This is a genomic window from Nonomuraea sp. NPDC005983, from assembly GCF_040614375.1.
Taxonomy (GTDB): domain Bacteria; phylum Actinomycetota; class Actinomycetes; order Streptosporangiales; family Streptosporangiaceae; genus Nonomuraea.
The window spans coordinates 21,221-47,812 of the sequence record NZ_JBEXUP010000046.1 but is presented as its reverse complement, the minus strand read 5'-3'; the positions used below and the strand labels follow the sequence as shown (position 1 = coordinate 47,812).

Annotated in this window: 15 protein-coding genes and 1 other RNA gene; 4 read left to right on the top strand and 12 right to left on the bottom strand. The window is 72.5% G+C overall.

Translation table 11 applies throughout. The features are described 5' to 3' along the window. Positions 1–12 precede the first annotated feature (12 nt). The 5 genes from ABZ297_RS21185 to ABZ297_RS21165 form a co-directional block, all read right to left on the bottom strand. A complete protein-coding gene (locus ABZ297_RS21185) occupies positions 13–1,893 on the bottom strand; it encodes a zinc-binding dehydrogenase (RefSeq protein WP_355348589.1) in 1,881 nt (626 codons plus the stop codon). 116 nt (positions 1,894–2,009) lie between these two features. After that, positions 2,010–2,786, bottom strand: a complete 777-nt coding sequence (locus ABZ297_RS21180; RefSeq protein ID WP_355348586.1) for a GNAT family N-acetyltransferase — start codon at positions 2,784–2,786, stop codon at positions 2,010–2,012. Beyond that, positions 2,783–3,859 carry a M20/M25/M40 family metallo-hydrolase gene (locus ABZ297_RS21175; RefSeq protein WP_355348583.1) on the bottom strand — a complete coding sequence of 359 codons (1,077 nt, stop codon included), beginning with the start codon at positions 3,857–3,859 and terminating at the stop codon, positions 2,783–2,785. The genes ABZ297_RS21180 and ABZ297_RS21175 overlap by 4 nt, the downstream gene beginning before the upstream one ends. Continuing rightward, on the bottom strand, positions 3,856–4,881 hold the full coding sequence (locus ABZ297_RS21170) for a membrane dipeptidase (RefSeq protein WP_355348580.1): 1,026 nt from the start codon (positions 4,879–4,881) through the stop codon (positions 3,856–3,858). Before ABZ297_RS21170 ends, ABZ297_RS21175 begins: the two co-directional genes overlap by 4 nt. Positions 4,882–4,956: 75 nt before the next feature. Next, entirely contained in the window at positions 4,957–6,420 is a 1,464-nt protein-coding gene (locus tag ABZ297_RS21165; protein WP_355348577.1) for an NAD(P)/FAD-dependent oxidoreductase, read from the bottom strand. 116 nt (positions 6,421–6,536) lie between these two features. On the opposite strand from ABZ297_RS21165, the gene ABZ297_RS21160 reads away from it, so the two are divergent. The 4 genes from ABZ297_RS21160 (at position 6,537) to rnpB (ending at position 9,726) form a co-directional block, all read left to right on the top strand. Beyond that, complete coding sequence (locus tag ABZ297_RS21160; protein WP_355348633.1) at positions 6,537–7,337, top strand: Nif3-like dinuclear metal center hexameric protein; 801 nt, start codon at positions 6,537–6,539, stop codon at positions 7,335–7,337. A 2-nt stretch (positions 7,338–7,339) separates the two neighbouring features. Continuing rightward, on the top strand, positions 7,340–8,080 hold the full coding sequence (locus ABZ297_RS21155) for a C4-type zinc ribbon domain-containing protein (RefSeq protein ID WP_355348573.1): 741 nt from the start codon (positions 7,340–7,342) through the stop codon (positions 8,078–8,080). Further along, positions 8,077–9,273, top strand: coding sequence for a bifunctional RNase H/acid phosphatase (locus tag ABZ297_RS21150; RefSeq protein ID WP_355348570.1), 1,197 nt, complete (start codon positions 8,077–8,079; stop codon positions 9,271–9,273). Before ABZ297_RS21155 ends, ABZ297_RS21150 begins: the two co-directional genes overlap by 4 nt. Before the next feature lie 64 nt (positions 9,274–9,337). Beyond that, positions 9,338–9,726, top strand: an RNA gene (rnpB, locus tag ABZ297_RS21145) — RNase P RNA component class A. A gap of 128 nt (positions 9,727–9,854) precedes the next feature. Here the strand turns inward: rnpB and ABZ297_RS21140 are convergent. The 7 genes from ABZ297_RS21140 to ABZ297_RS21110 all read right to left on the bottom strand — a co-directional run bounded on the left by ABZ297_RS21140 (position 9,855) and on the right by ABZ297_RS21110 (position 26,572). After that, on the bottom strand, positions 9,855–10,994 hold the full coding sequence (locus ABZ297_RS21140; RefSeq protein WP_355348567.1) for a M20 family metallopeptidase: 1,140 nt from the start codon (positions 10,992–10,994) through the stop codon (positions 9,855–9,857). Between the two features lie 34 nt (positions 10,995–11,028). After that, on the bottom strand, positions 11,029–12,525 hold the full coding sequence (locus ABZ297_RS21135; RefSeq protein ID WP_355348564.1) for an AbgT family transporter: 1,497 nt from the start codon (positions 12,523–12,525) through the stop codon (positions 11,029–11,031). Positions 12,526–13,298: 773 nt separating this feature from the next. Then, positions 13,299–13,619, bottom strand: coding sequence for an AzlD domain-containing protein (locus ABZ297_RS21130; protein WP_355348561.1), 321 nt, complete (start codon positions 13,617–13,619; stop codon positions 13,299–13,301). Further along, positions 13,616–14,416 (bottom strand): AzlC family ABC transporter permease, encoded by an 801-nt coding sequence (locus ABZ297_RS21125; protein ID WP_355348558.1) that lies wholly within the window; start codon positions 14,414–14,416, stop codon positions 13,616–13,618. Before ABZ297_RS21125 ends, ABZ297_RS21130 begins: the two co-directional genes overlap by 4 nt. Position 14,417: 1 nt before the next feature. Next, entirely contained in the window at positions 14,418–19,814 is a 5,397-nt protein-coding gene (locus tag ABZ297_RS21120; protein ID WP_355348555.1) for an amino acid adenylation domain-containing protein, read from the bottom strand. 19 nt (positions 19,815–19,833) lie between these two features. Further along, entirely contained in the window at positions 19,834–23,541 is a 3,708-nt protein-coding gene (locus tag ABZ297_RS21115) for an amino acid adenylation domain-containing protein (protein ID WP_355348552.1), read from the bottom strand. Beyond that, positions 23,534–26,572 carry an amino acid adenylation domain-containing protein gene (locus ABZ297_RS21110; RefSeq protein ID WP_355348549.1) on the bottom strand — a complete coding sequence of 1,013 codons (3,039 nt, stop codon included), beginning with the start codon at positions 26,570–26,572 and terminating at the stop codon, positions 23,534–23,536. Before ABZ297_RS21110 ends, ABZ297_RS21115 begins: the two co-directional genes overlap by 8 nt. Positions 26,573–26,592: the final 20 nt, after the last annotated feature.

The window sequence follows — 26,592 nt, the reverse complement described above, 5'->3', positions numbered from 1 at the left end:
CCAGTCTGCCCGCTATCGCGGAAGGGACGGTTCCGTGATGAGCACGATCTTGCCCAGGAGGTGGCCGTCCTCGCTGAGCCGGTGCGCGTCGGCCGTCCGCTCCAGCGGGAACTCCCGCGCGATCGGCATCCGCACGGCTCCGCGCGCCACGAGAGGCAGCACGTCGGCGAAGACCTCGCCGATCGCCTGGCCATCGGAGCCGGTCGAGAAGCGCACCCCGTGCTCGGCCGCGCCCGCGAAGTCGGCGATGGTGATCACCTTGCCGGGGTCGCCGGTCAGGCGGACCGACAGCTCCAGCACGTCCCTGCCCGAGGCGTCGAGCACCAGGTCGATCGGCCGGGGGAGCCGCTCCTCCAGCCCTTCGCCGTAGGTCACGGGGAGCACGCCGAGCCCGCGCAGGAACGCGTGGTGCCGCTCGCTGGCCGTCCCCACCACCCGGGCGCCCCTGGCGATCGCCAGCTGCGCGGCCACCAGCCCGACGCCGCCGGCCACGGCGTGGATCAGCAGCGTCTGGCCGGGTCGCAGGACGAGCTGCCGCAGCACCCGATGCGCGGTCTCGACCGCCACCGGCAGCGCGGCGGCCTGCGCGTACGGCAGCCCGTCGGGCTTGGGCAGCAGCTCACGCGGGTCGGCCAGGACATGGTCGGCCGCGGCCCCTGCCGGGACGCGGCCGAACACCGGCTGCCCCGTCCGCCAGCCCTCGACCCCCGGCCCGAGCGCGTCGATCGTGCCCGCGACCTCCATCCCGGTGCCGGTCGGCTCCGTCACCGCGCCGCCGACGAACCCGCGGCGGATCTTCCAGTCGATCGGGTTGACGCCCGCCGCGCGGACCACGACCCGCACCTGGCCGGGGCCCGGCTCGGGGATCGCGACCTCGTCGACGCCGAGCACGTCGGACCCGCCGTGCCGGCTGTACCGCACGGCCCTGGACGTCACCAGCAGCACCGCCTTGCCGACCAGCTCCCGGCTCTCCAGCGCGGCGTGCGCCTCCCGGGCCCGCTCCAGCGGCACGGCCAGCCCGACGACCGTGGCGAGCCTGCCCGCCGCCGCCTCGGCCAGCGTCCGCTCCGCCAGCTCCCTGAACTCGTCCGGGGCGAACTGGACCTGCTCCATGCCGACCAGCCGCACCCCGCGCCGCTCCGCCTCCCCGGGGTCGACCGCCGCGGTCGAACCGCTGGGCACGCCGTAGGCGAAGAACGCCCCACCGCGGGCGACGAGCCGGAACGCCGCCGTCCCGACCTGGCCGCCGACACCGTCGAACACCACGTCGTACCCGCCAGGCCAGGCCGGCCCGGCGCCGATCCCGGCAAGCTCGCCGTAGTCGACGGTCTCCACCGCGCCGAACCGGACGGCGGCCTCCCGCTTGGACGTGCCGCGCGCGGCGGCCGTGACGTGCGCGCCCGCGGCGTTCGCCAGCGCGACCAGCGGCAGCCCGAGCGCGCCACCCGCGCCGAGGACCAGCACGCGGTCGCCCGGCTTCAGCTCGGCGGCGTCCGTCAGGCTGAGCGCCGCCGGGCCCACCTGGACCAGCGCGGCGGCCTGCCGCAGGCTCAACCGGTCAGGGACGGCGACCACGGTGGCGGCGTCGGCCACCGCCCGCTCGGCGTACCCGCCGCCCGGCAACAGGGCGGCCACCCGCCGCCCCACCCAGGACGCGTCGACGCCCTCGCCCACGGACAGCACGTGCCCCGCCACGCCAGTACCTGGCACGAACGGCGGCCGGGACGGGAACCACTCTTGCCCCCAGCCCGCCCGCAACTGCGCGTCGAGCGACATGACGTCCGCGACCGCCACACCGACCACCAGCTGCCCCGGGCCGGCGACCGGGTCGGGAGCCGACCCGGCCTGGAGCACCTCGGGACCGCCGAACCTCGTCACCTCGACAACCTTCATACTCCGAGCGTGCAACCTCAAGTTCGGTTGAGGTCAACCCCTCCGTTCGGGCTCGCTCCGGTGAAGGGTGAGCCCGGTGGTGCCGGAGTGCCGGGGGAGGGCGTCTGGAGGGCCCGTCAGGCTCTGGTCACGCGGTACTCGCCCTGGCCGGTGAAGCCGGTGACGCGGGCGCCCTCGCGCATCAGGCCGCCCAGCACCTCCCGCACCGCCTGCCGCCACGCCTTGGCCGCGCCCGGGTCCCGCCGCCGGAGCGTCTCGACGTCGCCCGGCGTGCCGACCAGCACCGTCCTGCCGTCCCAGCGCCCGACCACCGGCAGCTCGCCCTCGGCGCGCACGCCCACCTGGTACGGCGGGCCGCCGCCCTCCTCCGGCGGCTCGGTGAGCCGCCAGACGGTGAGCAGCCGGTCGGACTCGTCGCCCTCGTTGATCGCGTCGGCCATCACCCCGTAGAAGTTCTCCAGGTACTCCTCGGGCCTGGCGCCCAGCTTGACCAGGTTGAACCGGGCGTTCCTGCGCACCAGCGGGTCGAAGGTCCAGGTGATCCGCGTCAGGCCCCGCTCCAGGCACCAGGCCCGCTGGTGCAGCTTGAGCGCGTACCCGATGCCGCGGCCGATCGCCGCGCCGGTCACGTGGGAGTGCAGCGCGGCCCCCGCCGCCCGGAAGCCGACGGACGCGCCGACGAGCCTGCCCCCCTCGTACGCCCCCGCGACGTAGCCGCCCGCGTGCGCGAACCCGATCATCAGCTCGACCGAGATCGGCACGTTGCGCGGGTCGGGGTGCCAGATGTCGTCGAAGAGCCGGTGGACGTCCGTGAACTCGGCGATCTCGTGCAGCTCGCGGACCTCCACCCCGGCCTTCGTCGCCGCGGCCGTGGCGGCGTCGCTGCCCGTCATGCCACGTTCCTCCCGCGAACCGACTCGACCAGCGCGCGCAGCAGCGCCGTGCGACCCGGCATCTCGGCGACGACCACGTGCTCGTCGTCGGCGTGCGCGCCGCCGCCCACCGCGCCCAGCCCGTCAAGCGTCGGGCACCCCGCCCCCGCCGCGAAGTTCCCATCGGACGCGCCCCCCACGGAGGCGGACGTCAGCGGCTCCAGGCCGAGCCCCGCCGCCAGCTCCTGCGCCAGCGTGTACAGCTCGGCCGACATCCCGGCCTCCAGCGGCGGCCGGTTCGGCCCGCCCAGCACCTCCAGCCGCGCGCCGGGCAGCACCGGACGCAGCGCATGGAGCTCCGCGTCGACGCGCCGCTGCTCCGCCACCGTCGCCGCCCGCACGTCCACCCCGAGCGTGGCCTGGGCGGGGACGGTGTTCAGCGTCGTGCCGCCCGTCACGACCGTCGGGGTGACGGTGGTGTCGCCGGCGCCCATGGCGGCCACGGCCAGGAGGTGGTGCGCCAGCTCCACGCCCGCGTTCACGCCCTTCTCCGGCTCCAGGCCCGCGTGCGCCGCCCTGCCGTGCACGCGCACGGTGTAGAGGGACGTCCCCTTGCGCACCGTCTTGAGCGCGCCGCCGTCGGCGCTGGCCTCCATCACGAACGCCGCCGCCAGCCCGCGCGCCGCGTCCTGGACCATCCCGGACGAGGTCGGCGAGCCGCGCTCCTCGTCGCCCGTGACCAGCACGCTGACGCCGTCGAGCGAGCTCAGCCCGGCCAGCGCGTGGAACGTCTGCACCAGCCCGGCCTTCATGTCGAACACGCCGGGGCCGCGGGCCACCCCGTCGGTCAGCGACCACGGATGGGTACGCAGCGTGCCCATCGGCCAGACGGTGTCGTGGTGGCCCAGCAGCAGCACGCGCGGCGTGCCGAACGTCCAGCGCAGGTGCGTGACCCCCTCGGTGACCAGGAACTCCGGCCGCGCGCCCAGGTATCGGGCGCCCATCGCGGCGACCACCTCGGCGCTGCGGGCGACGGCCTCCAGGTCGCGCGAGTACGACTCGCAGAGCACCAGCTCCTCAAGGTCCTCGATCACGCCAGCCGCTCCCCCAGGAACCGGTGCACATTACCGCCGATGATCTTCATGACGTCCTTCTCGGGGAGGCCGCGGGCGAGCAGGCCCTCGGTGACCATGGGCAGCCCGGACGGCCCCTCCAGCCCAGGGATCGCGGACATCGGATCGACGCCCCTGCTGTTCACGCCCTCGCAGCAGGGCGGCGTGAGATCCGCCATGACCTCGCGGACGAAGTCGGGGCCGAGCCCGACGTGGTCGATGCCGGCGACGTCGGCGACGTGCTCGATGTGGTCGAGCAGGTTGTCGAGCGAGACGTCGGCGCGGTCGGTGAGGAAGGGCGCGAAGAAGTTCACGCACACCACGCCGCCCGTCGCCGCGACCGCGCGGAGCTGGTCGTCGGTGAGGTTGCGATGGTGGTCGCGCAGCGCGCGAGCCGCGGAGTGGGTGGCCATGACCGGCTTGGACGCCAGCTCCAGGACGTGCGCCACGCCGGACGCGCCCAGGTGGGAGATGTCGAAGACGATGCCGAGCCGCTCCATCTCGGCCAGGGCGGCGACGCCGTGCGAGGTCAGGCCGCTGCCGGTGACGTCCTCGCCGCTGCCGTCGGCCAGCGGGGTGCGGCCCCAGTGCGCGATCGACGCGATCCGCACGCCCAGCCGGTGCACGGTCGAGATCAGCTCCACGCTCGCGTCGAGCCCCGGCATGCTCTCCAACGCGATGACCAGCGCGATCCTGCCCTCGTCCAGGGCCTGGTCGATGGCGGCGGCGTCGAGGCAGATCCGGACGTCGTCGGGGTTCCCCTCAGCCAGGACGTGCGCGCACTCGATCATGCGCAGGGTCTGCCTGAGCGCGCCCTCCGGGCGGTACTGGTCGTCGATGAAGACCGGGAGCACCTGGAGGTTCACCCCTCCGGTGAGGAGCTGCGGCAGCCACCGTTCGCGGAAGAAGGCGGCCCACTGCTCCGGCGGCCGGGCGGAGACCGCCATCAGCAGGTCGTTGTGGGTGTCGGCCACGACAGCACGCTGGTGGAGGGGAATCGTCATGACTCGGACGCTACTCCGCGTCCCTGGCCCGTTCCAATGGTGGCCCGCACAAGCTTTGCTGGGAAATTCAGTCCTTCACACACGTCTATAGGCGGGGCGGGGCGGCCTCGCGGTCAGCCTCCTGTACAGCGTGGTCGGGCCCGGCCAGTTGTTGGTGACGCGGCCCGCCGCCGTCTTGTACCAGCTCTGGCAGCCGTCACCCCACACCATGCGGGACATCGCCGCGTCCAGCTGCCTGCTCCACGCCGCCATCGCCTCCGGACGCACCTCCAGCGGGCCCCTCGCCAGGTACGGCAGGCAGGACATGACGTGCCTGACCTGGCACTCGAGCATGAAGACGATCGAGTTGTGCCCCAGGTTGGTGTTGGGGCCGTAGAGCAGGAAGAGGTTCGGGAAGTTCGGCACCGAGATGCCCAGGTACGCCTCGGCCCCGCCCGACCACTGCTCCGCCAGGGAGCGGCCGTCGCGGCCCTCGACCTCGATCGGGGAGAGGAACTCGGTGCTCAGGAAGCCGGTGGCGTAGATGATCGTGTCCACCTCGTGCAGGCCCTCGGCGGTCCGCACGCCCTTCGGGGTGATCTCGGCGATCCCGTCGGTGACCACCTCGACGTTCTGCCTGGTCAGCGCGGGGTAGAAGGCGCTGTCGATGACCACCCGCTTGCAGCCCGGCGGGTAGTCGGGGGTGAGCCTGGCGCGCAGCTCGGGGTCGGGGACCTGGGCGTCCAGGTGGGCCAGGGCGCGCTTTCTGAGCAGGCCGGCGCTCCAGCCCTGGGCGAGCGCGGGGTAGAGGGTGCCCTCGGCGTAGCGGTAGATCCACTCGCGGTAGGCGCGCTGGAGGCCGGGGACGAAGCGGAAGGCCAGCCTGGCCAGGGGGCCGAAGGTGGCGTCCGGCTTCGGGATGACCCAGTTCGGGGTGCGCTGGAAGACGGTCAGGTGACCGGCCTGTTGCGCGACCTCGGGGATGAACTGGGCGGCGGACGAGCCGTTGCCGATCACGGCCACGCGCCTGCCGGTGAGGTCGTGGTCGTGGTTCCACCTGGCGGAGTGGAAGGAGACGCCGGCGAAGTCCGTCATTCCCGGGATGTCGGGCAGGCGGGGGCGGTTGAGCTGGCCCACGCTCATCACGACCACATCGAAGACCTCGGCCCTGTCAGCCACGCTGCCCGCCTCTTCCTCCGGTGCGTCGCTCCCCGTGGTGACATGCCAGCGGGAGCCGTCGAAGGTGGCGCGGGTGACCTCGGTGCCGAACCTGATTTTCCGCCTGACGTCGTATTTATCGGCGCAATGCTCCAGATAGCCGAGGATTTCGGGTTGGCCGGGGTAGCGGCGCGTCCAGCTCGCGTACTTCTCGAAGGAGTACGAGTAGAGATGCGAGGGGATGTCGCACCCCGCGCCCGGGTAGCTGTTGTCGCGCCAGGTGCCGCCGAGGTCGCCGGCCTTCTCGAAGACCGTGTACGAGCGGATCCCGGCCCGTTCGAGCTGGATCGCCATGCACAGCCCGCCGAACCCCGCTCCGATGATCGCGACCCTAGGCGCCATGCCGTCCCTCCGCATGTCAGGATCCACTTACGGTACGCCGGAGCCGCCCTCGGCGACACCCTTCCGCGCGATCTCCGCCTACCCCGCAAGGCCGATAGTCTGCCCAGGTGGCTGCAGTGACGCTGACGGACGTGATCGAGAAGCTCGAGGCGGCCTACCCGCCCGCCCGGGCCGAGTCCTGGGATTCTGTGGGGCTGGTCTGCGGAGATCCCGCCCAGCCGGTGCGGCGGGTGCTGTTCGCGGTCGACCCGGTGGCGGCCGTCGCCCAGGAGGCGCTCGACTGGGGCGCCGACCTCATCGTCGTCCACCACCCGCTCTACCTGCGCGGCACCACGTCCGTCGCCGCGAACACCCCCAAGGGCCGGCTCGTCCACACGCTGATCAAGCACGACGTCGCCCTCTACACCGCCCACACCAACGCCGACGTGGCCAACCCCGGCGTCTCCGACGCGCTGGCCCGCGCCGTCGGCCTGACCGGAGACCTGGTGCCGCTCCAGCCGTTCCCCGACGACCCCTGGCGCGGCCTCGGCCGCATCGGCGACCTCCCGTCGAGGACGACGCTGGGCGAGTTCGCCGCGCAGGCCGCCGCCGGGCTGCCGCGTACCTCGTGGGGGATCCGGGTCGCGGGCGACCTGGCACGACCCGTGTCGCGCGTGGCGGTCAGCGGCGGCGCGGGCGACTCGCTCCTCGGTACGGCGCGGGCGGCGGGCGTCGACGTCTTCCTCACCGCCGACCTGCGGCACCACCCCTCCAGCGAGTTCGTCGAGGAGGGCGGGCCCGCGCTGATCGACGCCGCGCACTGGGCCACGGAATGGCCCTGGCTCGACAGCGCCGCGTCCGTCCTAAGCTCGAGTGGCGTTACCGTTGAAACGCGTGTCTCCGCCACGGTCACCGATGCTTGGACAAGAGGATATTGATCATGAAAGCAGCCCCTGAGGCCCAGAAGCGACTGCTCGACCTGGCAGAGCTCGACTCGGTGGTCGACCGGCTGGCCCACCGCCGCCGCACCCTGCCCGAGCTGGCCGAGATCGACGAGCTGTCGAAGCGGTACGCCAAGCTCGCCACGAACGTGATCGAGTCCGAGACCGAGGCGGGCGACCTGGCCCGCGAGCAGACCAAGGCCGAGAGCGACGTCGACGCCGTCCGCACCCGCGCCGACCGCGACCAGAAGCGCCTCGACTCCGGCGCCGTCACCTCGGCCCGCGACCTGTCCAGCCTCCAGTCGGAGATCAACTCGCTGCAGAAGCGCCAGGGCGACCTGGAAGAGATCGTGCTGGAGATCATGGAGCGCCGCGAGGCCGCCGACACCAAGGTCGGCGACCTGCGCAGGCAGCGCGACGAGGTTGGTGCCGCCCGCTCCGCGGCCGAGGACCGCCGCGACGCCGCGCTCGTCGAGATCGACAAGGAGGCCGGCGAGACGCAGGGCCGCCGCTCCGCCGTCGTCGGCGACGTCCCCGCCGACCTGCTCGCGCTCTACGACAAGCTCAGGGCCCAGTACGGCGTGGGCGCCGCCATGCTGTGGGGCGGGCGCTGCCAGGGCTGCAAGGTGGCCCTGTCGATCGCCGAGATGAACCGCATCAAGGCCGCGCCGCACGACGAGGTGCTGCGCTGCGACGAGTGCCGCCGGATCCTCGTCCGCACCCCAGAGTCGGGCCTGTGACCTCCTACCTCATCGAGGCCGACGGAGGCTCCCGGGGCAACCCCGGGCCCGCCGGTTACGGCGCCGTCGTCAAGGACGCCTCCGACGGCCAGGTCCTGGCGGAGGTGGCCGAGGCCATCGGTGTCGCCACCAACAACGTCGCCGAGTACCGGGGGCTCATCGCCGGCCTGCGGTCGGTGCTCGACCTGGCGGGCGACGGGGCCGCCGTCGCGGTGCGGATGGACTCCAAGCTGGTCGTCGAGCAGATGGCCGGGCGCTGGAAGATCAAGAACGAGGGGCTGCGGCCGCTGGCGCTGGAGGCGTCCAAGCTGGCCAGGCGGCTGCGGGTGACGGAGTGGACGTGGATCCCGCGCGCCACCAACCAGCACGCCGACCGGCTGGCCAACGAGGCCATGGACGCGGCGGCCAAGGGGCTGGCCTGGAAGGCGGGCGGCGTCCAGGAGCCGTCCGCGCCCGCTCGCTCCGCAGCCGCTCCCTCAGCTGAACAGACTGACCTCCTCGACGTGTCGGCTCCCACGGCGTCGGTGGCGACCGCCCAGCAGCCCGGTCAGGGCACCGGGTGGGGGCCGCCGACCAGGGTGGCGACCTCGCTGCTGCTGCTCAGGCACGGCGAGACGCCGCTGTCGGTGGAGCGCAGGTTCTCCGGCCTCGGCGACGCCGAGCTGACGGCCAACGGCCTGGCGCAGGCGGCCGCCGCCGCCGGCAGGCTCTCGCGCGACCCGTACCGGCTCGACGCGATCGTCACCTCGCCGCTCAAGCGGGCCAGGCAGACCGCCGAGGCGGTCGCGCAGCGCACCGGGCTCGACATCGAGACCGACGAGGACCTCAGAGAGACCGACTTCGGCGACTGGGAAGGCCACACGTTCACCGAGGTCCAGCGCCAGTGGCCGGAGGAACTGACCCGCTGGCTGGCCGACCCCGGCACGGCCCCGCCGGGCGGCGAAAGCTTCGCGGACGTCGCCCGCCGCGTCCAGCGAGCCGCCGACCGCCTGCTGGAACGCTACGAGGGCCGCACCGTCCTGGTGGTGTCGCACGTGACCCCCATCAAGACGCTGCTACGGCTCGCCCTGATGGCCCCACCGGAGGCGCTGTACCGCATGCACCTCGACGTGGCCTGCCTCTCGCTGGTCGAGCACTACGCCGACGGCCGGTCCGTGGTGAAGTCCATCAACGACACCGCGCACCTGCGCTGACCGCGCCCCGGCCACTCGTCGGTCTCCGCGCCGATGGTCCGGAGTTTGGTAATGTCACACCAGACGAGTCGGCCGGGCGACCGCGTCGGGCCCTTCACGGGCCCGCCGAGGAAGGTCCGGGCTCCACAGGGCAGGGTGGTCGGCAACACCGACCCGGGGTGACCCGCGGGAAAGTGCCACAGAAAGCAGACCGCCTCCCCATGGGGAGGTAAGGGTGAAACGGTGGTGTAAGAGACCACCAGCGCCCACGGTGACGTGGGCGGCTCGGTAAACCCCACCCGGAGCAAGGTCAAGAAGGGACGCTCTCCGGAGCGTCCCGCGCGCGACGTTCGAGGGCTGCCCGCCCGAGCCGCGCGGGTAGACCGCTTGAGGCCGCCGGCAACGGCGGTCCTAGATGGATGGTCGCCCCTTCGTAACGAAGGACAGAACCCGGCCTACAGGCCGACTCGTCCCCCTTCATCCACTCTGACCTGGCGTGCATGATCGGGGCACCTGAAGGGCACGTCACGACCCTGCGACTGCGGAAAGCGGAGACGGCACCTCACGCTCGGGTGCGTGAGGTGCCGTCGGGGCGTTCGGCCTCAGTGGGCGAAGCTGGAGATGAGGCCGATGGTGAGTGCGGTGCGCTCGGGGATGTAGTCGATGATGGCGTGCTCGGACCGGGAGTGTGAGCCCGCTCCGACGGGGCCGAGCCCGTCGAGGACGGGGCGGCCGAGGGCGGAGATGAAGTTGGCGTCACTGGCTCCGCCGACGCCTGCCTCGCGCAACTCCCACCCGTGCTCGATGGCGACCTTGTACGCCCTCGCGTACAGGTCCTCGGAGGCAGGGTTGGGGGTCATGGGAGGCCGGTTCCACTCGCCGGTGAGCTCGACGGAGACGCGTGGGTCCGGCGAGCGCAGCGAGGTCAGGGCGGCGTCGATGCGGTCCATCTCGGCCGGGTCGGAGACGCGGACGTCGATGCCGCAGGTGGCCCGTCCGGCGGTGACGTTGGTGCCGGTGCCGCCGTTGACCAGGCCGACGTTGACGGTGGTGCCGCGCTGAGGCGCGCCCAGGGCGGCGATCTGGGTGATCAGTGCGGCCATCGCGTGGACGGCGCTGGCCCCGGCCGTGGGGTCGAGCCCGGCGTGCGCCTCCACACCGGTGGTGGCCACGTGGAAGATGCCGACGCCCTTGCGGGAGGTCTTGACGGCGCCGTCGATGGCGCCCTCGAAGACCAGGCTGGCCAGCGCGCCGTCGCTGGCGGCCTCGATGCGGGAGCGGGAGGCCGGGCTGCCGATCTCCTCGTCGCCGTTGAACAGCAGGCGGACCGAGGGGTGCGGCAGCCCGAGCTCGCGCAGCCCGCGCACCGCCCAAACGGCCTGGACGAGGCCGGTCTTCATGTCGAAGACGCCGGGTGCGCTGGCGATGCCGTCGATGACCTGCCACGGCCAGTCGGCGAGGGTGCCGACCGGCCACACGGTGTCGTAGTGGCCGACCAGCAGGACGAAGCCGGGGGCGGTGCCGTGGTAGGTCATCTCCAGCACGTCGCCGTGCTCTCCGCCGTCGTGACGGGTGAACTCGTCCGGCTGCCCGATGCGGTCGACGGCCCAGTCGTTGATCGCGTCTAACGCCCGATGCAGGAGTTGTCTGTCGTTGCTCGGGCTTTCCAGCTCGACCAGTCTGCGCAGGTCGTCGAGCATGGCCGGATACGCCTGGCGGGTCCACACGGGAGCCGGTGTCACTAAGAGATCCTTTCCAAACAGGGTTTTCGATCGGTTATCGGACGGGGGCGCCGGGGCCCAGCGGGATGCCCAGCGCCCACCACGCGAGGAAGAACAGGGTCCAGACCACGAGCATGGCCATCGACAGGGGCAGGGTGAGCGACATCAGCGTGCCGATGCCCGCCGACTTGCGGTACCGCTGGATGAAGCCGAGCACCAGCACGAAGTAGGGGCTCATCGGGGTGATGGCGTTGGTGCAGGAGTCGGCGATGCGGTACAGCGCCTGGGTGGCCTCCGGGGAGATCTTCAGCAGCATCAGCATCGGCACGAACACCGGGCCGACCAGCGCCCACTGGGCGGATCCACTGGTGATCAGGAGGTTGATCAGGGTGACGATGACCAGGATGCCCAGGAAGACCACCGGGCCGCTGACACCCGCGGACTTCAGCACGGCCGCGCCCTGGATGGCGACGATCGTGCCGATGCCGGTCCACTTGAAGTAGGCCAGGAACTGGGAGATGGCGAAGAACAGCACGATGACCGGCGCCATCTCGCGCATGCCGTGCGCCATGAACTCGGGCACGTCGCTGCTGGACTTGATGGTGCCGACGATGCGGCCGTAGACGATGCCGACGATGCAGAAGGCCAGCCCGAGCATGACGGAGATCGCGCCCAGCAGCGGGCCGGTGACCAGGCTGCCGCCCTCGCCGCGCAGCGGGGAGTCCGACGGGATGATGGCCAGCGCGATCAGCGCGGCGATCACCAGCAGCGTGACGCCGGACCAGCGCAGCCCGCGCCGCTCCTGCGCCGACAGCGTCAGCTCGCCCAGGTCGCCGACCTCGGCGTCCTCGTCGATCGGCATGCTCTTGGCGCGCTTGGTCAGGACCGTCTCCGTCACCAGGGTGATGACGGCGGCCAGCACGACCGAGGAGCCCACGGAGAAGAAGTAGTTCGCCAGCGGGGTGACGGTGTAAGTGGGGTCGATCGTGTGCGCCGCCTCGGTGGTGATGCCTCCGAGGATGACATCCAGCGGGGTGACCACGGGGCTGGCGTCGAAGCCGGCCGCGACCGAGACGAAGGCGACCACGACGCCGACGATCGGGCTGCGGCCGACCGCGTAGAAGGCCAGACCGCCGAGCGGGATCAGCACGATGTAGGCCGAGTCGGCGGCCACGTGCGAGACCATGCCGGTGAAGGCGAGGACGAAGGTCACCCACCGGGCCGGCACGCGGGAGACACCCCGCCGGAGCACCGCGGAAAGCAGCCCCGCGCGGTCGGCCACTGCGACGCCGAGCATGACCACCAGCACCGTGCCCAGCGGGGGGAAGGTGGTGAAGCTCTCGATGGCCTTGCCGAGCATCAACGTGACGCCCTCGGCAGACAGCAGGTTCTTCGCGACGACGGGCTTGCCGTCGGCCGGGTTCACGGCCGACACCCCCGCCGAGGCCAAGATCCAGCTCAGCACCATGAGCGCGACGCTCAGGATGATGAACAACCAGAATGGATGCGGCAGTTTGTTGCCGGCGCGTTCTATGCCATTGAGAACGCGCATTGTCACGTTCAACGAACGTGATTCTTTTTTAACGGTGACGGTCGACATAGGGAGCCAGTCAGCCCTTTCTCGATGATTCGCCCGTGGTACAGGCTGAACGCGAAAGATGGCCGTCTCTTAATGCGAGCCCGCACCCGATGGGTCCACACACTAACGAGAGCCAGATCACCGCGCAAGAGCTACTGATTCGTATAGTTTCGCGCCCATTCACCTTCCTGACATGTTGTGGATCACGATGTGGTCAGGGCGATGATCAGTTGACGTGCGGGTTAAGCCCGCCATCCCGCTATTCGAGATGCGGGTGCCGCGTTTTTGGAAAGTTGTCTCGTTCCAACGATTGCCGGGCCTGCCGGGTTTGTCGTCCAGGACGGGGCGGCGTCCGCACTTCGGATGCTCGGTTGGCGCTGCGGCGGGGATCAATCGGGCCTGGCGCGGGCCGGCGCCCGGGCCGGCGGCGCGCGACGGCGAGGCGTGCGACGCCGCAGTTCCGTGCCTTCTCGCGGCATTCAGGCCGGTTTACGGGAATGCTCGTTATGCGGGCCCGCGGGGCGGGCCGCAGAAAATATTCGTGACGAATGGCGAGGTCGTCGCCCGGCGCGTGGCGCCGTACGCCGGCGCCCGCGCTCCGGTCGCTTATCGGTGGCTGAGTTCGCGATTCCCGAAAGCGAAACTCAGCCACCGATCGCGAACGTGCTCATAAAAGGCTGTCAAGCAGATTTAACGTAGCGCTAACGTTGGCCCGCCAAGATGCCTCCTGGCGGGCGCGGCCCGGCTCAGCCGAGAAGCGCACGGCTCAAATAGAAGGCCGCGATGCCGATCGCCGTGACGAGGAGGAACCGCTTGGAGATCAGGCCCGCGACGAAGGCGACGACGCCGCCGATCAGGTACGGGTTCGACAGCGTCAGCTCGACACCGCGGCCGGACGGGGCGAGAACGGCGGGGAACACCAGTGCGGCCAGCACGGCAGGCGGCGTGTACCGGAGCAGAGTCTGCACCAGCGAGGGCATCTCCCTGTCGGCGAAGACGGCCAGGGGCAGGTAGCGCGGCAGGAAGCTGCACAGTCCCATGCCCAGGATCAGGAGGGCCGTGCTCATTCCGCGTTCTCCTTGCTCGTCGTCGTGCTCGTCGTCGTGCTCGTCGTCGTGCCGGCCGTCGTGGTCTTCGGCTTCGTCGCGTACTCGCACACGGTGCCCACCAGCGCGCCGACGATCGCCGCCAGCACGACCCCGAGGTTGTACGGCAGGCCCTGCGCCAGCATCACGGTCACGCCCGCGGAGCCGATGGCCGCGGCCACCCGCCAGTTCGCCAGCCCGATCGCGAGCATGGCGACGAACATGGCGGTCACCGGGAAGTCGAGGCCGAGCTTCTGCACGTCGGACACCACGACCGAGCCGAGGGACATGCCGACCACCGTCGACAGCATCCAGGTGACGTACAGGAGCCCGGAGGCGCCGAGGAAGAACAGGTGCTTGCTGTGGGTGAGCTCACCCTTCTTCAGCTTCTCGATGGCCACGAAGAAGACCTCGTCGATCAACCCGAAGCCGAGCAGCACCCGCCACCGCTGGGGCACCTCCTTGACGTACGGGATCAGGATGGTCGAGTACAGCAGCATCCGGAGGGCCAGGATGAGCGTGGTCAGGATGATGGCGGGCCAGCTCGCGCCGTCGGCTATCAGGGCGAAGCCGACGAACTGGGCTGTTCCGGAGTTCACGGCCATCGCCAGCCCCAGGGTCGCCCAGCCGGAGAGCCCGCTGGACAATCCCAGGACTCCGCCCGCGATGCCCATGGGGATGGCTGTCGCGAGGAAGGGCATCGTGCTCTTCGCTCCGGCGAGCAGTTGCTGGAGAGGCGTGGGAGGGGTGAGGGCCTCGGGTGTGTTGGTGGTGGTCATCTCAGTGCGCTTCATTCCTTTGATCTGCTGCGCTCTCCTGCCATCGCTCGCTCGCCAGCTCGCTCGCCAGCTCGGCCACCAGCTCGGCCACGCTGTCCGGCGCCGTGCGGCAGAAGTAGTGGTCGCCGTCGCCGAGCTCCGCGAGCCGGGGCGTGCCGGCGAACGCCGACCACGCCTCGTACCGCTGTCCGTAGTCCGGCGTGAGGGGATCGTCCGAGGCGTAGACCGCTGTCAGGGGGGCGCCGAGCCGCGCCCTGGGCCCCTCCAGCAGGTAGCGGTTGGCGGTGCCGGAGTCGTGACGGAACGTCCTGGCGACGAAGGCCGCCTGCTCGGGCCGGAGCACGTCGAGCCCGGCGAACCCGGTCGCCTCGACGAGCCACCGCACGACGTCGTCGTCCGACATCGCCTCCGCCTGGGCCAGGGCCTCGCGGGTGGTCTCGGCGTCGTGCAGCAGCTTGGCGGCCACGAAGACCTGGAGCGGGCGGACGCCCTCCGCCTCCAGCAGGCGGGCGGTCTCGACCGCCAGGGCCGAACCGACGCAGTGGCCCCAGAGCATCACCGGCCCGTCGACGACGCGGCGGATCTCCTCCGACACCCGCCGGGCCGCGTCCTCCAGGGACAGGAACGGCTCGTCGGGATGGCCTGGGTCGTGTCCTGGCAGCTCGACGCCGTAGACCGCGATGTCGCCGCCGGCCTTGTCGAGGGTCGTGGCCAGCGGCTCGAAGTTGATGGCGTTGCCACCCGCGTACGGGAAGCACACGAGGGCGCACCGGGCTCGGGACGGATCCTGCGACAGGGGGCGGAGCAGGTCCCGGCCGGCTGACCGCGTCTCGGCGCCCTCGTCCAGGTGGGCCTGGGCCACCTCGCACAGCGGCTCCAGCGTGGAGTTGCGCATCAGGTCGGTGAGCGAGACGAGGCCGTCCAGCTCCATGATCACCCGCATGGCGGAGAGCGAGCTGCCGCCGAGCCCGAAGAAGTTGTCGTCGAGGGTGATCTTCTCGAGCGGTACGTCGAGCACCCTGGACCACGCCTCCGCGATGCGCAGCTGCACGCCGGTGACGGGACGGCGACTCGTCTCGTCGGCGAGGTCGGCGCTGGAACGCGCCTCGGAACGGTGGTCGGCACGGTGGAACGTCAGGCGGGGACGCTCCGGCAGGCGGCCCAGGACGTGGAGGCCGTCGGGCAGGCGGCGTCCGTACAGCCCGGTGGGCACCGGCTCGTCCCCGTCGGCGACCAGGACGACCTGGCCGGGCGTGGCGAAGGGGGCCCGCAGGCCGTGCTCGTCGACGACCCGCGCGTGGAACGACCGGGCAGCGTCGGGCACGAGGTTCACCACGGGGTCGGCAACGGCCGCCGGAAGGGCCTCGCCCTGTTCGGCCGCGGCCAGCGCGGCGGTCTCCTCGTCGGGGAGCAGCACGGCGAGGTGGTGCGGGGCGGCCGGGCCGGCCGTCATCTGCTCGAACGCGGCGACGTAGTACGCACCCATCCGCGCCACCTGCCAGGGCTCGAAGAGGTGCGCGTGGTAGTGCAGGCTGAGCCGAACCTCGTCGGTGACGAAGTGCCGGGAGAACTCGGCGCGCAGCACGAACTCCGTCTCCGAGTTGGCCCGGACGTCCAGGAACGAGAAGCCGTCGCGCGCCTCCAGCTGCTTGAGCAGGTAGAAGTGGGTGAAGTTGAAGGCCGTCTCGAACAGCGCCTGCTGGGTTCCCAGGTCGTGCTTCATCTGCGCCATCGGGTAGCGCCGCGCGGGAAGCAGCTCGATCTCCGAGCGGTAGACCTCGCGCACGAGGTCCGCCCAGGAGCCCTCGTCCGTACGCACCCGGAAGGGCACCGTGTTGAGGAACAGGCCGATCGCGCGCGTGGCGCTCTCCGCCTCGGGCCGGCCGCTGTGCTCGTAACCGGTCATGACGTCGCGCTCGCCGGCGATCAGCGACAGGACCTTGACGTGCGCGGCCATCGCGACGTTCTTGACCGGCACGGACAGCGCGTTGGCCAGCGCCACGATCCGGTCGGACAGGCCGCGCGGGAACTCCACCTCGTGGAACACCACGGGGAAGACGTCCGGGTCCGCCGAGTCCTTCGTCCGGGGCAGCTCGGTGAAGGCGCTGCCTTCGAGCAGCCCGGCCCAGTAGGAGCGGTGCTCCTCGGTCGCCAGCGACCGGCGCTCCAGCGCCACGTAGTCGCGTGCGTGGTTGTCGAGGGCGCTGCCGACGGCGTTGTCGAGGGCGCTGTCGAGGGCGCTGTCGACGGCCGTGTCCGGCAGCGGCCTGTTCTCGACGAGCCGGTAGTAGGCGTCGAACAGCGTGGTGTGCACCAGGGTGATGCTCCAGCCGTCGAGCGCGGAGTTGTGCTGGCTGAGGGTGTAGCGGAACAGGTCGTCGCCCAGCACGTGCACGTGCAGCCGGACGAGGCCGGGTTCGGTCCAGACGAAGCGGTGCGCCTTCTCCTGCTCCGCCCACGCGCGGTACCAGGCGTCCTGCTCGTCCTCCGTCATGCCGCGCAGGTCGGCGATGTGCAGCGGCGACGGCGCGTCCTCGTGGACGAGCTGCAGGTACTCGCTGTAGCCGGTGAGGTGGTAGCTGGTCCGGAAGATGGGGTGCCCGGCGACGAGGGCCCGCGCCGCCCGTTCGAAGCACTCGGCGTCGAACGCGCTCTGGATCGTGTAGCTGATGATGTCGTGATATTCGACCGTGTTGTGCGACAACTCGCTCTGGAAGACCAGACCAGCCTGTAGCTGGGTCATCGGGTAGGCGTCAGACACGCCTGCGGGGATCTTCGCCCGGTCCTCGGGCGTCAGCAGCTCGAACGGTTCGAACGAGCGCGACGCCGGGCCGCCCGTGTCACCCTCGCCGCCCCCCTCTCCGTCCGAAAGCGCGGCCAGCTCGGCGACCGTCGGGTTCTGGAAGAACTGCTGGAAGGTGAAGTCGAGGCCGTGGGCGCGGGCCTTGGCCAGCACGCTGACGAAGTGGATCGAGTTGCCGCCGAGCGCGAAGAAGTTGTCGTGCACCCCCACGCGCTCGCAGTCGAGGACCTCGGCCCAGATCCGGGCCAGGTCCGCCTCGCGCGGCGTGCGCGGCGCGAGGTACTCGGCCGCCTCAACGCGACCGGGCTCGGGCAGCGCGCGGCGGTCGAGCTTGCCGTTCGGGGTGAGCGGAAAGGACTCCAGGGCGACCACGCGGGCGGGAACCATGTACTCCGGCAGCGAACGCCGCAGATGGTCCTTCAGCTCGTCCTCGGAGAGCGGCTCCGGCGACAGGGCGTACCCGCAGAGGTAGGTCTGACCGTCGTCCTTCGTGCGGGCGACGACGACGGCGTCCCGCACGGCGGGGTACTGCCGCAACCGCTCCTCGATCTCGCCCGGCTCGATCCGGTATCCGCGCACCTTGACCTGGTGGTCGATGCGTCCGAGGTACTCGATCGTGCCGTCGGGCAGCCAGCGGGCCAGATCTCCCGTGCGGTAGACGCGCTCCTCACCCGCGTGCGGGGCGGCGACGAACCGCTCGGCGGTCAGCTCGGGGCGGTGCAGATACCCGCGGGCCAGCTGGACCCCGGCGATGCACAGCTCCCCGGGGACGCCGACAGGCTGCGGGCGCAGATCCGCGTCGACCACGTGGACGCGCGTGTTGTCGATCGGCCGGCCGATCGGCACCCTGCTCTCGCCGCCCTGGCACAGGTAGTGGGTGACGTCGACGGCGGCCTCGGTGGGCCCGTACAGGTTCGCCAGCCGGGCGCCGCCGGCCACCTCGGAGAAGCGGCGCACCAGGTGCGGCGGCAGCGCCTCGCCACTGGCGAACACCTGCCGCAGGGTGCCCAGCCTGGCCTGTTCACCCGCCCCCGACACGAAGTCCAGGAACGCGCCGAGCATCGACGGAACGAAGTGCATCGTGGTGACGCCGTGCCGCTCGACGGCGGTGGCCAGCGCCTCCGGGTCCCGCTCCGCGCCGGGCTCCGGCAGGCACACCGAGGCGCCCTCGAACATCCACCAGAAGAGCTCCCACACCGAGACGTCGAAGGACGTGGGCGTCTTCTGCATGACGACGTCGGCGCCGGTGATCGGGTACGCCTTCTGCATCCACCTGATGCGGTTGACGGCCGAGCGATGCTCGATCTGCACACCCTTGGGGTCGCCGGTCGAACCCGAGGTGTAGATGACGTAGGCCAGGTCGCGGGCGTCGCCCACGACGGGCGGCGTGCTCGTCTTCGGCGCGTACGCGGCCTCGTCCGTCAGATCCACCAGCGACTCCACCGCGGCCACGCCCTCGCCCACGAGCCCGAGATGGCGGGGCTGGCACAGGACGAGGCGGGCGGCACTGTCGCGGAGGATGTACGCGACGCGGTCGGGCGGGTTCCCCGGGTCGATCGGCAGGTACGCGCCGCCCGCCTTCAGCACGGCGTAGACGGCCACGAGCATCTCCGGCGAACGGTCCGCCAGCACGGCCACGAGGTGGTCGCGGCCCACGCCGCGGGCGCGCAGCGTGTGCGCCAGCCGGTTGGCCCGGACGTCCAGTTCGGTGTACGTGAGGCTGAATCCGTCACCCACCACGGCCACCGCGTCCGGGGTCTCGGCGACCTGCCGGCTGAACAGCTCGTCGAGCCGCACCGTGTCCTCGAAGACGGCGTCCGTGGCGTTCGCCTCGGCGATCACCGCGCGGTCGGCGTCGGTACGCAGGTCGAGGGCGGCCAGCGCCGCGTCGGGTGCGGCGGTGGCCTGGTCGAGCAGCAGCGCGCAGTGGGCGAGGAGCCGGCGCGCGGTGTCCACGGTGTGCCTGCCGGGACGGTGCCGCAGCTCCAGGGCCAGCCCGCCCGGCCTCCTCACGAAGGCGAAGGCGAGCGGGAAACCGGGCCGCTCGACGGGCTCCCCGCCGTCGCGCACCGCGTCGACGAGGACGTCGGCGAAGGGGTCGTCCCCGTCCCGTGCCGCGTTCCCGAACTCCTCGGCGAGCAGCTCGATCGGGTAGTCCTGGTGGGCGAGGGCGGTGCGCAGCCGGTCCTTGACCTCGCCGAGCAGCCCGCGCAGCGTGGTGTCGCGGGTGATCGGCAGCCGCAGCACCACCGAGGACGCCAGCGGCTCCGGCCGTCCCGCCACCGGGATGGCGGGCGTGGCCAGCACGGTTTCCCCGGCGCCGGTGTAGCGCTGGAGCAGCGCGCCGACCGCCGCGATCAGCACGGAGCGCAGCGCGGTGTCCTGCCCCCGGGTCAGCTTCTCCAGCCGGCCTGTCAGGGCGTCGTCGAGGTCGAGCGCGGCGGCCGTGCTCGACCCGTCGCCGGGCCCGGTCGCGTCGGACGGGAAACCGGCGCGCTCGGGCAGCTCCGCCAGCTCGGCCCGCCAGAACTCTCCCTCGCGGGGGCGCTGCGCGGCCGCGACCTTGAGCCTGCCCCAGGTCTCGATAGATTGCATGGCGCTCTCCAGGTGTCGGTCAGAAGTCGAAATCGAACGCGAGCTCGGGCAGGTCGTCCTGGTGAGACGGCGGACGCCCGAGCTCGCCGAGCGGCGTGTCGGGTTCGGCGAGCGCGGCGTCCAGCAGGGCCAGCAGCTCGTCGCGGAGCAGCTCCACCGTGGGGCGCAGCAGGAGGTCCGTGGCGTACGCCCACCGGGCCTCGAAGCCTTCGGGCGCGTCGTCGATCTGCAGGTCGAGGTCGAAGATCGTGCGTCGCGTGGCGTCCGGCCGCCAGCGGGGGCCGCCGCCGAGGAAGTCCACCTGGTGGAGCCCGGTGTCCTGCACGGCGAAGAAGGCGTCGAAGAGCGGGTGGCGGCTGAAGTCCCGCTCCCCGTGCAGCGCCACCAGGGCGTCGAACGAGTGGTCCTGGTGGTCCTGGGCGGCCAGGGCGTGCCGGGCCACCGCCCGCAGATGCCCGCGGAACGGCAGCCGGGGGTCCGGGTGCACCCGCAGGCAGAGGGTGTTCACGAACATTCCCTGCGCCCGGTCCACGCCTGGCAGATGCCGGCCGGAGACCGGGGTCCCCACCGTCACGTCGTCACTGCCGCTCACGCGTCCGAGGAAGGCGGTGTACGCGGCCAGCAGCACGTGGAAGGCCGTCAGCCCCTCGGCGCGGGCCAGTTCCCTGACCGCGTGGCTGCGCCCGGCGCCGAAGGCGAAGGGCAGGTGGGCTCCCTCGGTGCGGCGAACCGGCGGCCGGGGCAGGTCGGCGGGCAGATCGAGAGGCGTGACCGGCCGCGCGAACGTCTCGGCCCAGAACTCCTGGTGGGCCTCGGACAGCTTCCGCTTCTCCGGCCCGTTCGCCCACTGCGCGAAGTCCCGGTAGCGCAGCTCCACCTCGGGGAGCCGGTCGCCGCGCATCAGCGCCGCCCATTCGGCCATGAGCAGGGCGAGCGAGAAGCCGTCAGTGAGGAGATGGTGGACGTCGAGGACGAGCCGCGCCCCCGCGCCGTGGCGTACCAGGGCCGTGCGCCACAGGGGAGCCCGATGGAGGTCGAAGGCGCGGACCCACCGCACGGTCCAGTCGTCGAGGTCCGCGCCGCCGGGCAGGTCGATCTCGTCCAGCACGACGCCGAGCCCTTCGTGGACGCGCTGGTACGGCTGCCCGTCCCCGTCCAGCGCGACGTCGGTGCGCAGGATCTCGTGCCGGTCGACGAGCGCGGCCAGAGCGGCGCGCAGCCGCCCGGGGTCCACCTGGTCCGGGAGGTCGACGACGATCGGCAGGTTGTACTGGGTGCCCGAAGGGTCCTTGACCTGCTCGACGTAGACGCCCTTCTGCTGGGGCGACAGCGGGGTCCGCTCGGTGGCGAGGCCGGGACGCGGCCCCTCCACGTCCGGCCCGGCGCCGCCGGCGGCGCGGACGACCTCGGCCAGCGCGGCGACCGTGCGGGCGGCCAGCACCGCGGACGCCGGGCAGGCCACGCCGAACCGCCGCCGGACGCGGGCGGCCACCCGGGTCGCGGTCAACGAGCTGCCGCCCAGCTGGTCGAGCGGGTCCTCGACGCCGATCCCGCGCACGCCCAGGACGTCCTCCCACAGCTCGACCAGCGCGTGCTCCACCTCGTCCCGCGCCGCCCCGCCCGGCCTCGCCGCCGTGGGGTCGGGGGCGGGGTCGGGCGTGGGGAGCGCGGCCCGGTCCACCTTGCCGTTGACGGTCAGCGGCAGCGCGGGCAGCACCACGAGGTGCGCGGGGACCATGTGAGGGGGCAGCACGGAGGAGATCTCCGCGCGGATCCGCTCCACGTCCAGCGGCCCCTCGCCGGAGACGTACGCGCACAGATGGCTGTCGGCGGAGCCCGGAACGCGCCGTTCCACGACCACCGCGCCACCCACCCCGGCGCTGTTCAGCAGCGCGGCCTCGACCTCGCCCGGCTCGACGCGGAAGCCGCGCACCTTGACCTGGTGATCCGTCCGGCCGAGGAAGTCGAGCGACCCGTCGGGCAGCCGGCGGACCCGGTCGCCTGTCCGGTAGAGCACGTCGCCCGGCCGGAAGGGGTGGGGGACGAACGCGCGCTCGGTCAGCTCCGGGCGTCCGTGGTAGCCGAGCGCCATCCCGTCGCCGCCGACGTACAGCTCGCCGGGAACGCCAACAGGGAGCACCCGGCGGTCCTGGTTCAGGACGTACGCGGTGGTGTTGGGCACCGGCCGGCCGATGGGCACCCGCGCGCCGACCGGCTCGGTCACGGGGTGGCAGGTCGAGATGACCGCGTTCTCGGTCGGCCCGTACGCGTTCACGAGCCGCAGCCCCGGGTTGGCGCGCAGCACCGCCCGGGCGTGCTTCGCGGAGAGCACGTCACCTCCGACGAGCAGGTCGCGCAGCGGCCCGAACACGGTCGGGTCCTCGTCCGCGAGCTGGCTGAACAGCGCGGACGTGAAGAGCCCCGTGGTGATGCCCTGATCGGCCAGGGCCCGCTTCAGCTCCTCGCCGTCGAGGAAGGTCTCCCGGCCGAGCAGGTGCAGGGTGCCGCCGCTGAGCAGCGCGCCCCACATCTCCCAGACGGAGGCGTCGAACGCGGTCGCCCCGATCTGCGCCATCCTGGTGGTGGAGTCCAGGCGGACGTAGTCGACGCCCCGTACCAGCCGGACGATGCCCCGGTGCGGGACCATGACGCCCTTGGGCCGGCCGGTCGTCCCCGAGGTGTACATCAGGTACGCGACCGCCGACGCGTCACCGGGGGGCAGCTCTTCGGCCGACGCGATCGGGGGCGTGCCGCCGGGCATCGGGTCCTCGGCCGCCCAGTCGTAGGAGTCGACTGCGACGGCGCGGACGCCCGCCACCTCGCCGATCCGGTCGATCAACTCTCCCGTGGTCAGCAGCACCTTCGCGCCACTGTCCGCGACCAGGTGGGAGACCCGGTCCGCCGGATAGCCGGGGTCCACCGGCAGGTAGAAGCCGCCCGCCTTGAGCACGGCGAGCGCCGCGACGACCAGGTCAGGGGTGCGCGGCAGCAGCAACGCGACCGGCTCCGCCGGGCGCAGCCCGTCCCGGCGCAACGACTGTGCCAGCAGGGTGCTGCGGCGGTGCAGCTCGGCGTAGGTGAGGACGGTGCTCCCGTGCACCACGGCCGGATGGCCGGGCCTCGCCTCGGCGTGCTCGGCGAAGAGCTGCTCGACCCGGCTGTCCTTCGGGTAGTCGCGGGCCGTGTCGTTGCAGCCGTCCAGCAGCTCGGCCCGCTCGGACGGCGACAGCGGGTCCAGGTCCCGGACCGCGACCTGGGAGAAGTCCACGGCCAGGGCGGCGGCCAGATGGCCCGCGTGCCGGGCGACCATGTCCGCGCGGCTGCCGGCGGGGTCGTGGCGCAGGTGCGGGGTCTCGTCCAGGACGAGGACGAGCGGGCCGGAAGGCAGTGCTTCCCCGCCCGGCCGGTGGACCAGCACGGGGAGGAGCTCCACGCCGCCCTCGTGCGGCTGCGCGGCGTCGAGCGCTCGTGCCGCCGACGTCACCGCCTCGGCGATCGGTCTGGCGGGGTCGATCGTGAAGCGGACCACGTCCTGCCTGCCGCCGCGGACGACGTGGAAGGCGAGATCCCGCTGACCGGTGTGGTGGTAGAGGAGGGCGCCCCAGGCCGCCAGCACCTCCGGCACTCCCGCGTGCGGCGGGCAGGCGACGGGGAACGGCCCCCGGCCGTGTCCATCGGGCGTGTCCGGATCCGCGGGGTCCGAAAGCCATCCCAGCAGGTCACTCATGGGCGGGCCCTCCGTCGAGAACCTGGGCGAGGCCGCGGACCGTCGGGTTGAGATACAGCTCGCGCATCGGCAGGGCGGGAAGGCCTCGGTCACGCATGGACGCCGCCATCCGCATCGCGTAGAGCGAGTTGCCGCCGAGCTCGAAGAAGTTGTCGTCGAGGCCGACGGGCACGCCGAGCACCGACTCCCAGACCACGGCCAGCACGGCCGCGAGGTCACCCGCGGAGTTCCCGCGGTCCTCCGGGCCTACCGGCCCCTCACGGCCCTCCGGGCCCGCCAGTCCCGCGTGCTCCTCCCCGCCCCCAGGACTCCCCGGGGCCTGGGCGGCCGGGACGTCCCTCGCGGGGGTACGCACCGGCCCGGCGGCGGGTGCGGGCAGCTCGCGGACGTCCAGCTTGCCGTTCGCGGTGAGCGGTAGCGCGGCCAGCGCCGTGACCGTGGTGGGCAGCATGTACTCGGGCAGCACCTTGGAGGCCCGCAGCCGCACCGCCGCTGTGTCGCCCCCGTCCAGCACGCCGTCCAGCACCACGTACGCGTCGATGCGCACCCCCGCGGCGTCGCCCGCCGGGTCGCCGCCCAGCACCACGGCCGCCGCCGTGACGGACGGGTCGTCCAGCAGGACGTTGCGGATCTCGTCCAGCTCGATGCGGAAGCCGCGGATCTTGACCTGCGTGTCGAGCCGGCCCAGGTGCTCCAGCCGGCCATCGGGCAGCAGCCGCCCCCGATCACCGCTGCGGTACATGCGCCCGCCGGTGAACGGATCCGGCACGAAGCGCTGCGCGGTCAGCTCGGGACGTCCCAGGTACTCCAGGGCGACCCCCTCCCCGCCGACGTAGATCTCGCCGGGCACCCCACAGGGCAGCGGACGGCCCCGCTCATCCAGGACGTACAGGTGCCAGCCGGGCAGCGCGTGCCCCACCGACCGGGACCCGGCCATCGCCTCCCGGCGCGTCACGGTCTGTGCCGTCACGTGGACCGTGGTCTCCGTGATGCCGAACATGTTGACCAGGCGGCACCGGCTCTCGGGGTACCGGTCGAGCCAGTCCCGCAGCGGGCGGGCGTCCAGCGGTTCGCCGCCGAAGACCACCAGCCGGACCGCGAGCCGCTCGGCCCGGCGCCGGTCGGCCTCCATGAGCTGCGCGAACGCCGACGGGGTCTGGTTGAGTACGGTGACCTGCTCGCGCACCAGCAGCTGGTGGAACTCCTCCGGCGACCGGGAGACCCAGTAGGGCACCACGACCAGGCGGGCGCCGGTGAGCAGAGGCCCCCAGATCTCCCAGACGGAGAAGTCGAACGCGCTGGAGTGGAAGAGCGTCCAGGTGTCGCCGGGGCCGAGCGCGAAGTCGTCGCGGGTAGCCGACAGCAGAGCGACGACGTTGCGGTGCGGCACCACCACCCCCTTCGGGCGCCCGGTGGAGCCCGAGGTGTAGATGACGTACGCGGCCCCCTCGGGCCCGCGCCGGCCCTCGCTCCCGCTCGCCTGCCCGTCGTTCACGGAGCCGTCGTGCGCCGCGAGCCGTTCCGGTGGGACGACCCGGACGTGCTCGCCGCCGGGGAAGTCCGCGCGCGCGACCACCACGCGCAGGGCCGCGTCCTGCGCCGTGAACGCCAGCCGGTCGGCCGGGTAGGCCGGGTCCATCGGCACGTAGACGGCGTCCGCCTTGAGCACGGCGAGCATGGTGACCACGAGGTCGAGCGAGCGGTCGAGGCAGATGCCGACCCGCTCACCCGCGCGCACCCCCTCCGCGCGCAGCGCGGCGGCGTACCGGCCGGCTCGTTCGTCCAGCTCCGCGTAGGTCAGCGAGCGGCCCTCGCAGGTGAGCGCGACGGCGTCGGGGCGGTCCGCGGCGCGGGCCGCGAACACCTCGTCGATCCGCTCCGGCCGCCAGTCCAGTGGCCGCGCGGGGCGGCCGAGGGCGACGACCTGCCGCCGTTCTGGCTCGTCCAGCAGCTCGACGTCGGCGGGGATCAGATCGTCGTGCGCGTCGACCAGTTGCTCGTACGCACGGGCGACATGGCGGGCGAAGCGCCTGGCCGACTCCTCGTCCACCTCGGCGAGCCGATGGCGCACTTCCAGCCGGAGGCCGCCGTCGCCGGTGCGGACGGGCGCGAGCGTGAGCGGGAACGGCGCGGTGTGGCACGGAAGGTACGCGCCGCCCTCGGCCGTCAGCCCGTCGTAGAGGAGGCCCGCCACCACCCGGCCTCCGGCTTCCGCGCAGAGTTCGGCGTAATGCCGCGAGTCGCACCGCCCGCCGTGGCCGTCGAGGATCCGGGCGGCCTCGGCCACCAGCTCGTTCGTGCTGCGCATGCCCGACAGGTCCAGTGCCAGCAGCACCCCGGTCTCGAACGCCCCCAGGGTCCCTTCCGCCCGGGGGAGAGGGGCCAGCGCGCCGAGGACCGGGTTCTCCTGGTTCGCGTACCGTCCCAGGACCAGCCCGGCTGCCACCGCGACCGCGGCCCGCGCGTCCGCCGACCCGCGTATCGCCACGGTCACGGTGCCGGTGCTGTCACCTGCGGCGTCGTCGCCGGCTGCCCACTCGACGCGTCCCGAATAGTCCGCCTCGCGCCACCTCTTGAGCGTCTCGGTGTCCGCGACAGGCGGGTGGCCCGCCTCGTCGAAGGTGAACCGGTCGTGCGGAGCGCGTCCGGTGAGGACGTCGGCCACCTGCCGCAGCGACAGGGCGTCGAGGTTCGCCCGGTGCGCGGCGAGGACGAGGTCGGCGGGACCGTCCGCGTACTGCAGCAGCACGGCGCGCAGCATCGGCCCCTCCACGCGCAGGGACCGGTGCGTCTCGGAGTCGAGCCGGCGGTGCGCCGTCGGGGAGTCGCAGGCGGCCGGAACGCGCTCGGCCCAGAGCCGGGGCGACCGGTCGGCGGCCTCCCCCCACCAGGCGCGGGCCGCGTCGTCGAGGACGCGGGCCATCCGGACGGCGTCGGCCCCGTCGGGCAGCCTGACGCGCCAGGTGTGGCAGTGCGCGGATGGTGGGCGGTCGGCCGGGATGAGAGGAGTGGGGGAGTCGGTTCTGGGCACGCGTGATCTCCAGCGCAGGA

Bases quoted from the DNA above. Each gene is read 5' to 3' on its own strand.
- ABZ297_RS21185 (WP_355348589.1), bottom strand. From the start codon at position 1,893: ATGAAGGTTGTCGAGGTGACGAGGTTCGGCGGTCCCGAGGTGCTCCAG.
- ABZ297_RS21180 (WP_355348586.1), bottom strand. From the start codon at position 2,786: ATGACGGGCAGCGACGCCGCCACGGCCGCGGCGACGAAGGCCGGGGTG.
- ABZ297_RS21170 (WP_355348580.1), bottom strand. From the start codon at position 4,881: ATGACGATTCCCCTCCACCAGCGTGCTGTCGTGGCCGACACCCACAAC.
- ABZ297_RS21165 (WP_355348577.1), bottom strand. From the start codon at position 6,420: ATGGCGCCTAGGGTCGCGATCATCGGAGCGGGGTTCGGCGGGCTGTGC.
- ABZ297_RS21155 (WP_355348573.1), top strand. From the start codon at position 7,340: ATGAAAGCAGCCCCTGAGGCCCAGAAGCGACTGCTCGACCTGGCAGAG.
- ABZ297_RS21135 (WP_355348564.1), bottom strand. From the start codon at position 12,525: ATGCGCGTTCTCAATGGCATAGAACGCGCCGGCAACAAACTGCCGCAT.
- ABZ297_RS21130 (WP_355348561.1), bottom strand. From the start codon at position 13,619: ATGAGCACGGCCCTCCTGATCCTGGGCATGGGACTGTGCAGCTTCCTG.
- ABZ297_RS21125 (WP_355348558.1), bottom strand. From the start codon at position 14,416: ATGACCACCACCAACACACCCGAGGCCCTCACCCCTCCCACGCCTCTC.
- ABZ297_RS21120 (WP_355348555.1), bottom strand. From the start codon at position 19,814: ATGCAATCTATCGAGACCTGGGGCAGGCTCAAGGTCGCGGCCGCGCAG.
- ABZ297_RS21115 (WP_355348552.1), bottom strand. From the start codon at position 23,541: ATGAGTGACCTGCTGGGATGGCTTTCGGACCCCGCGGATCCGGACACG.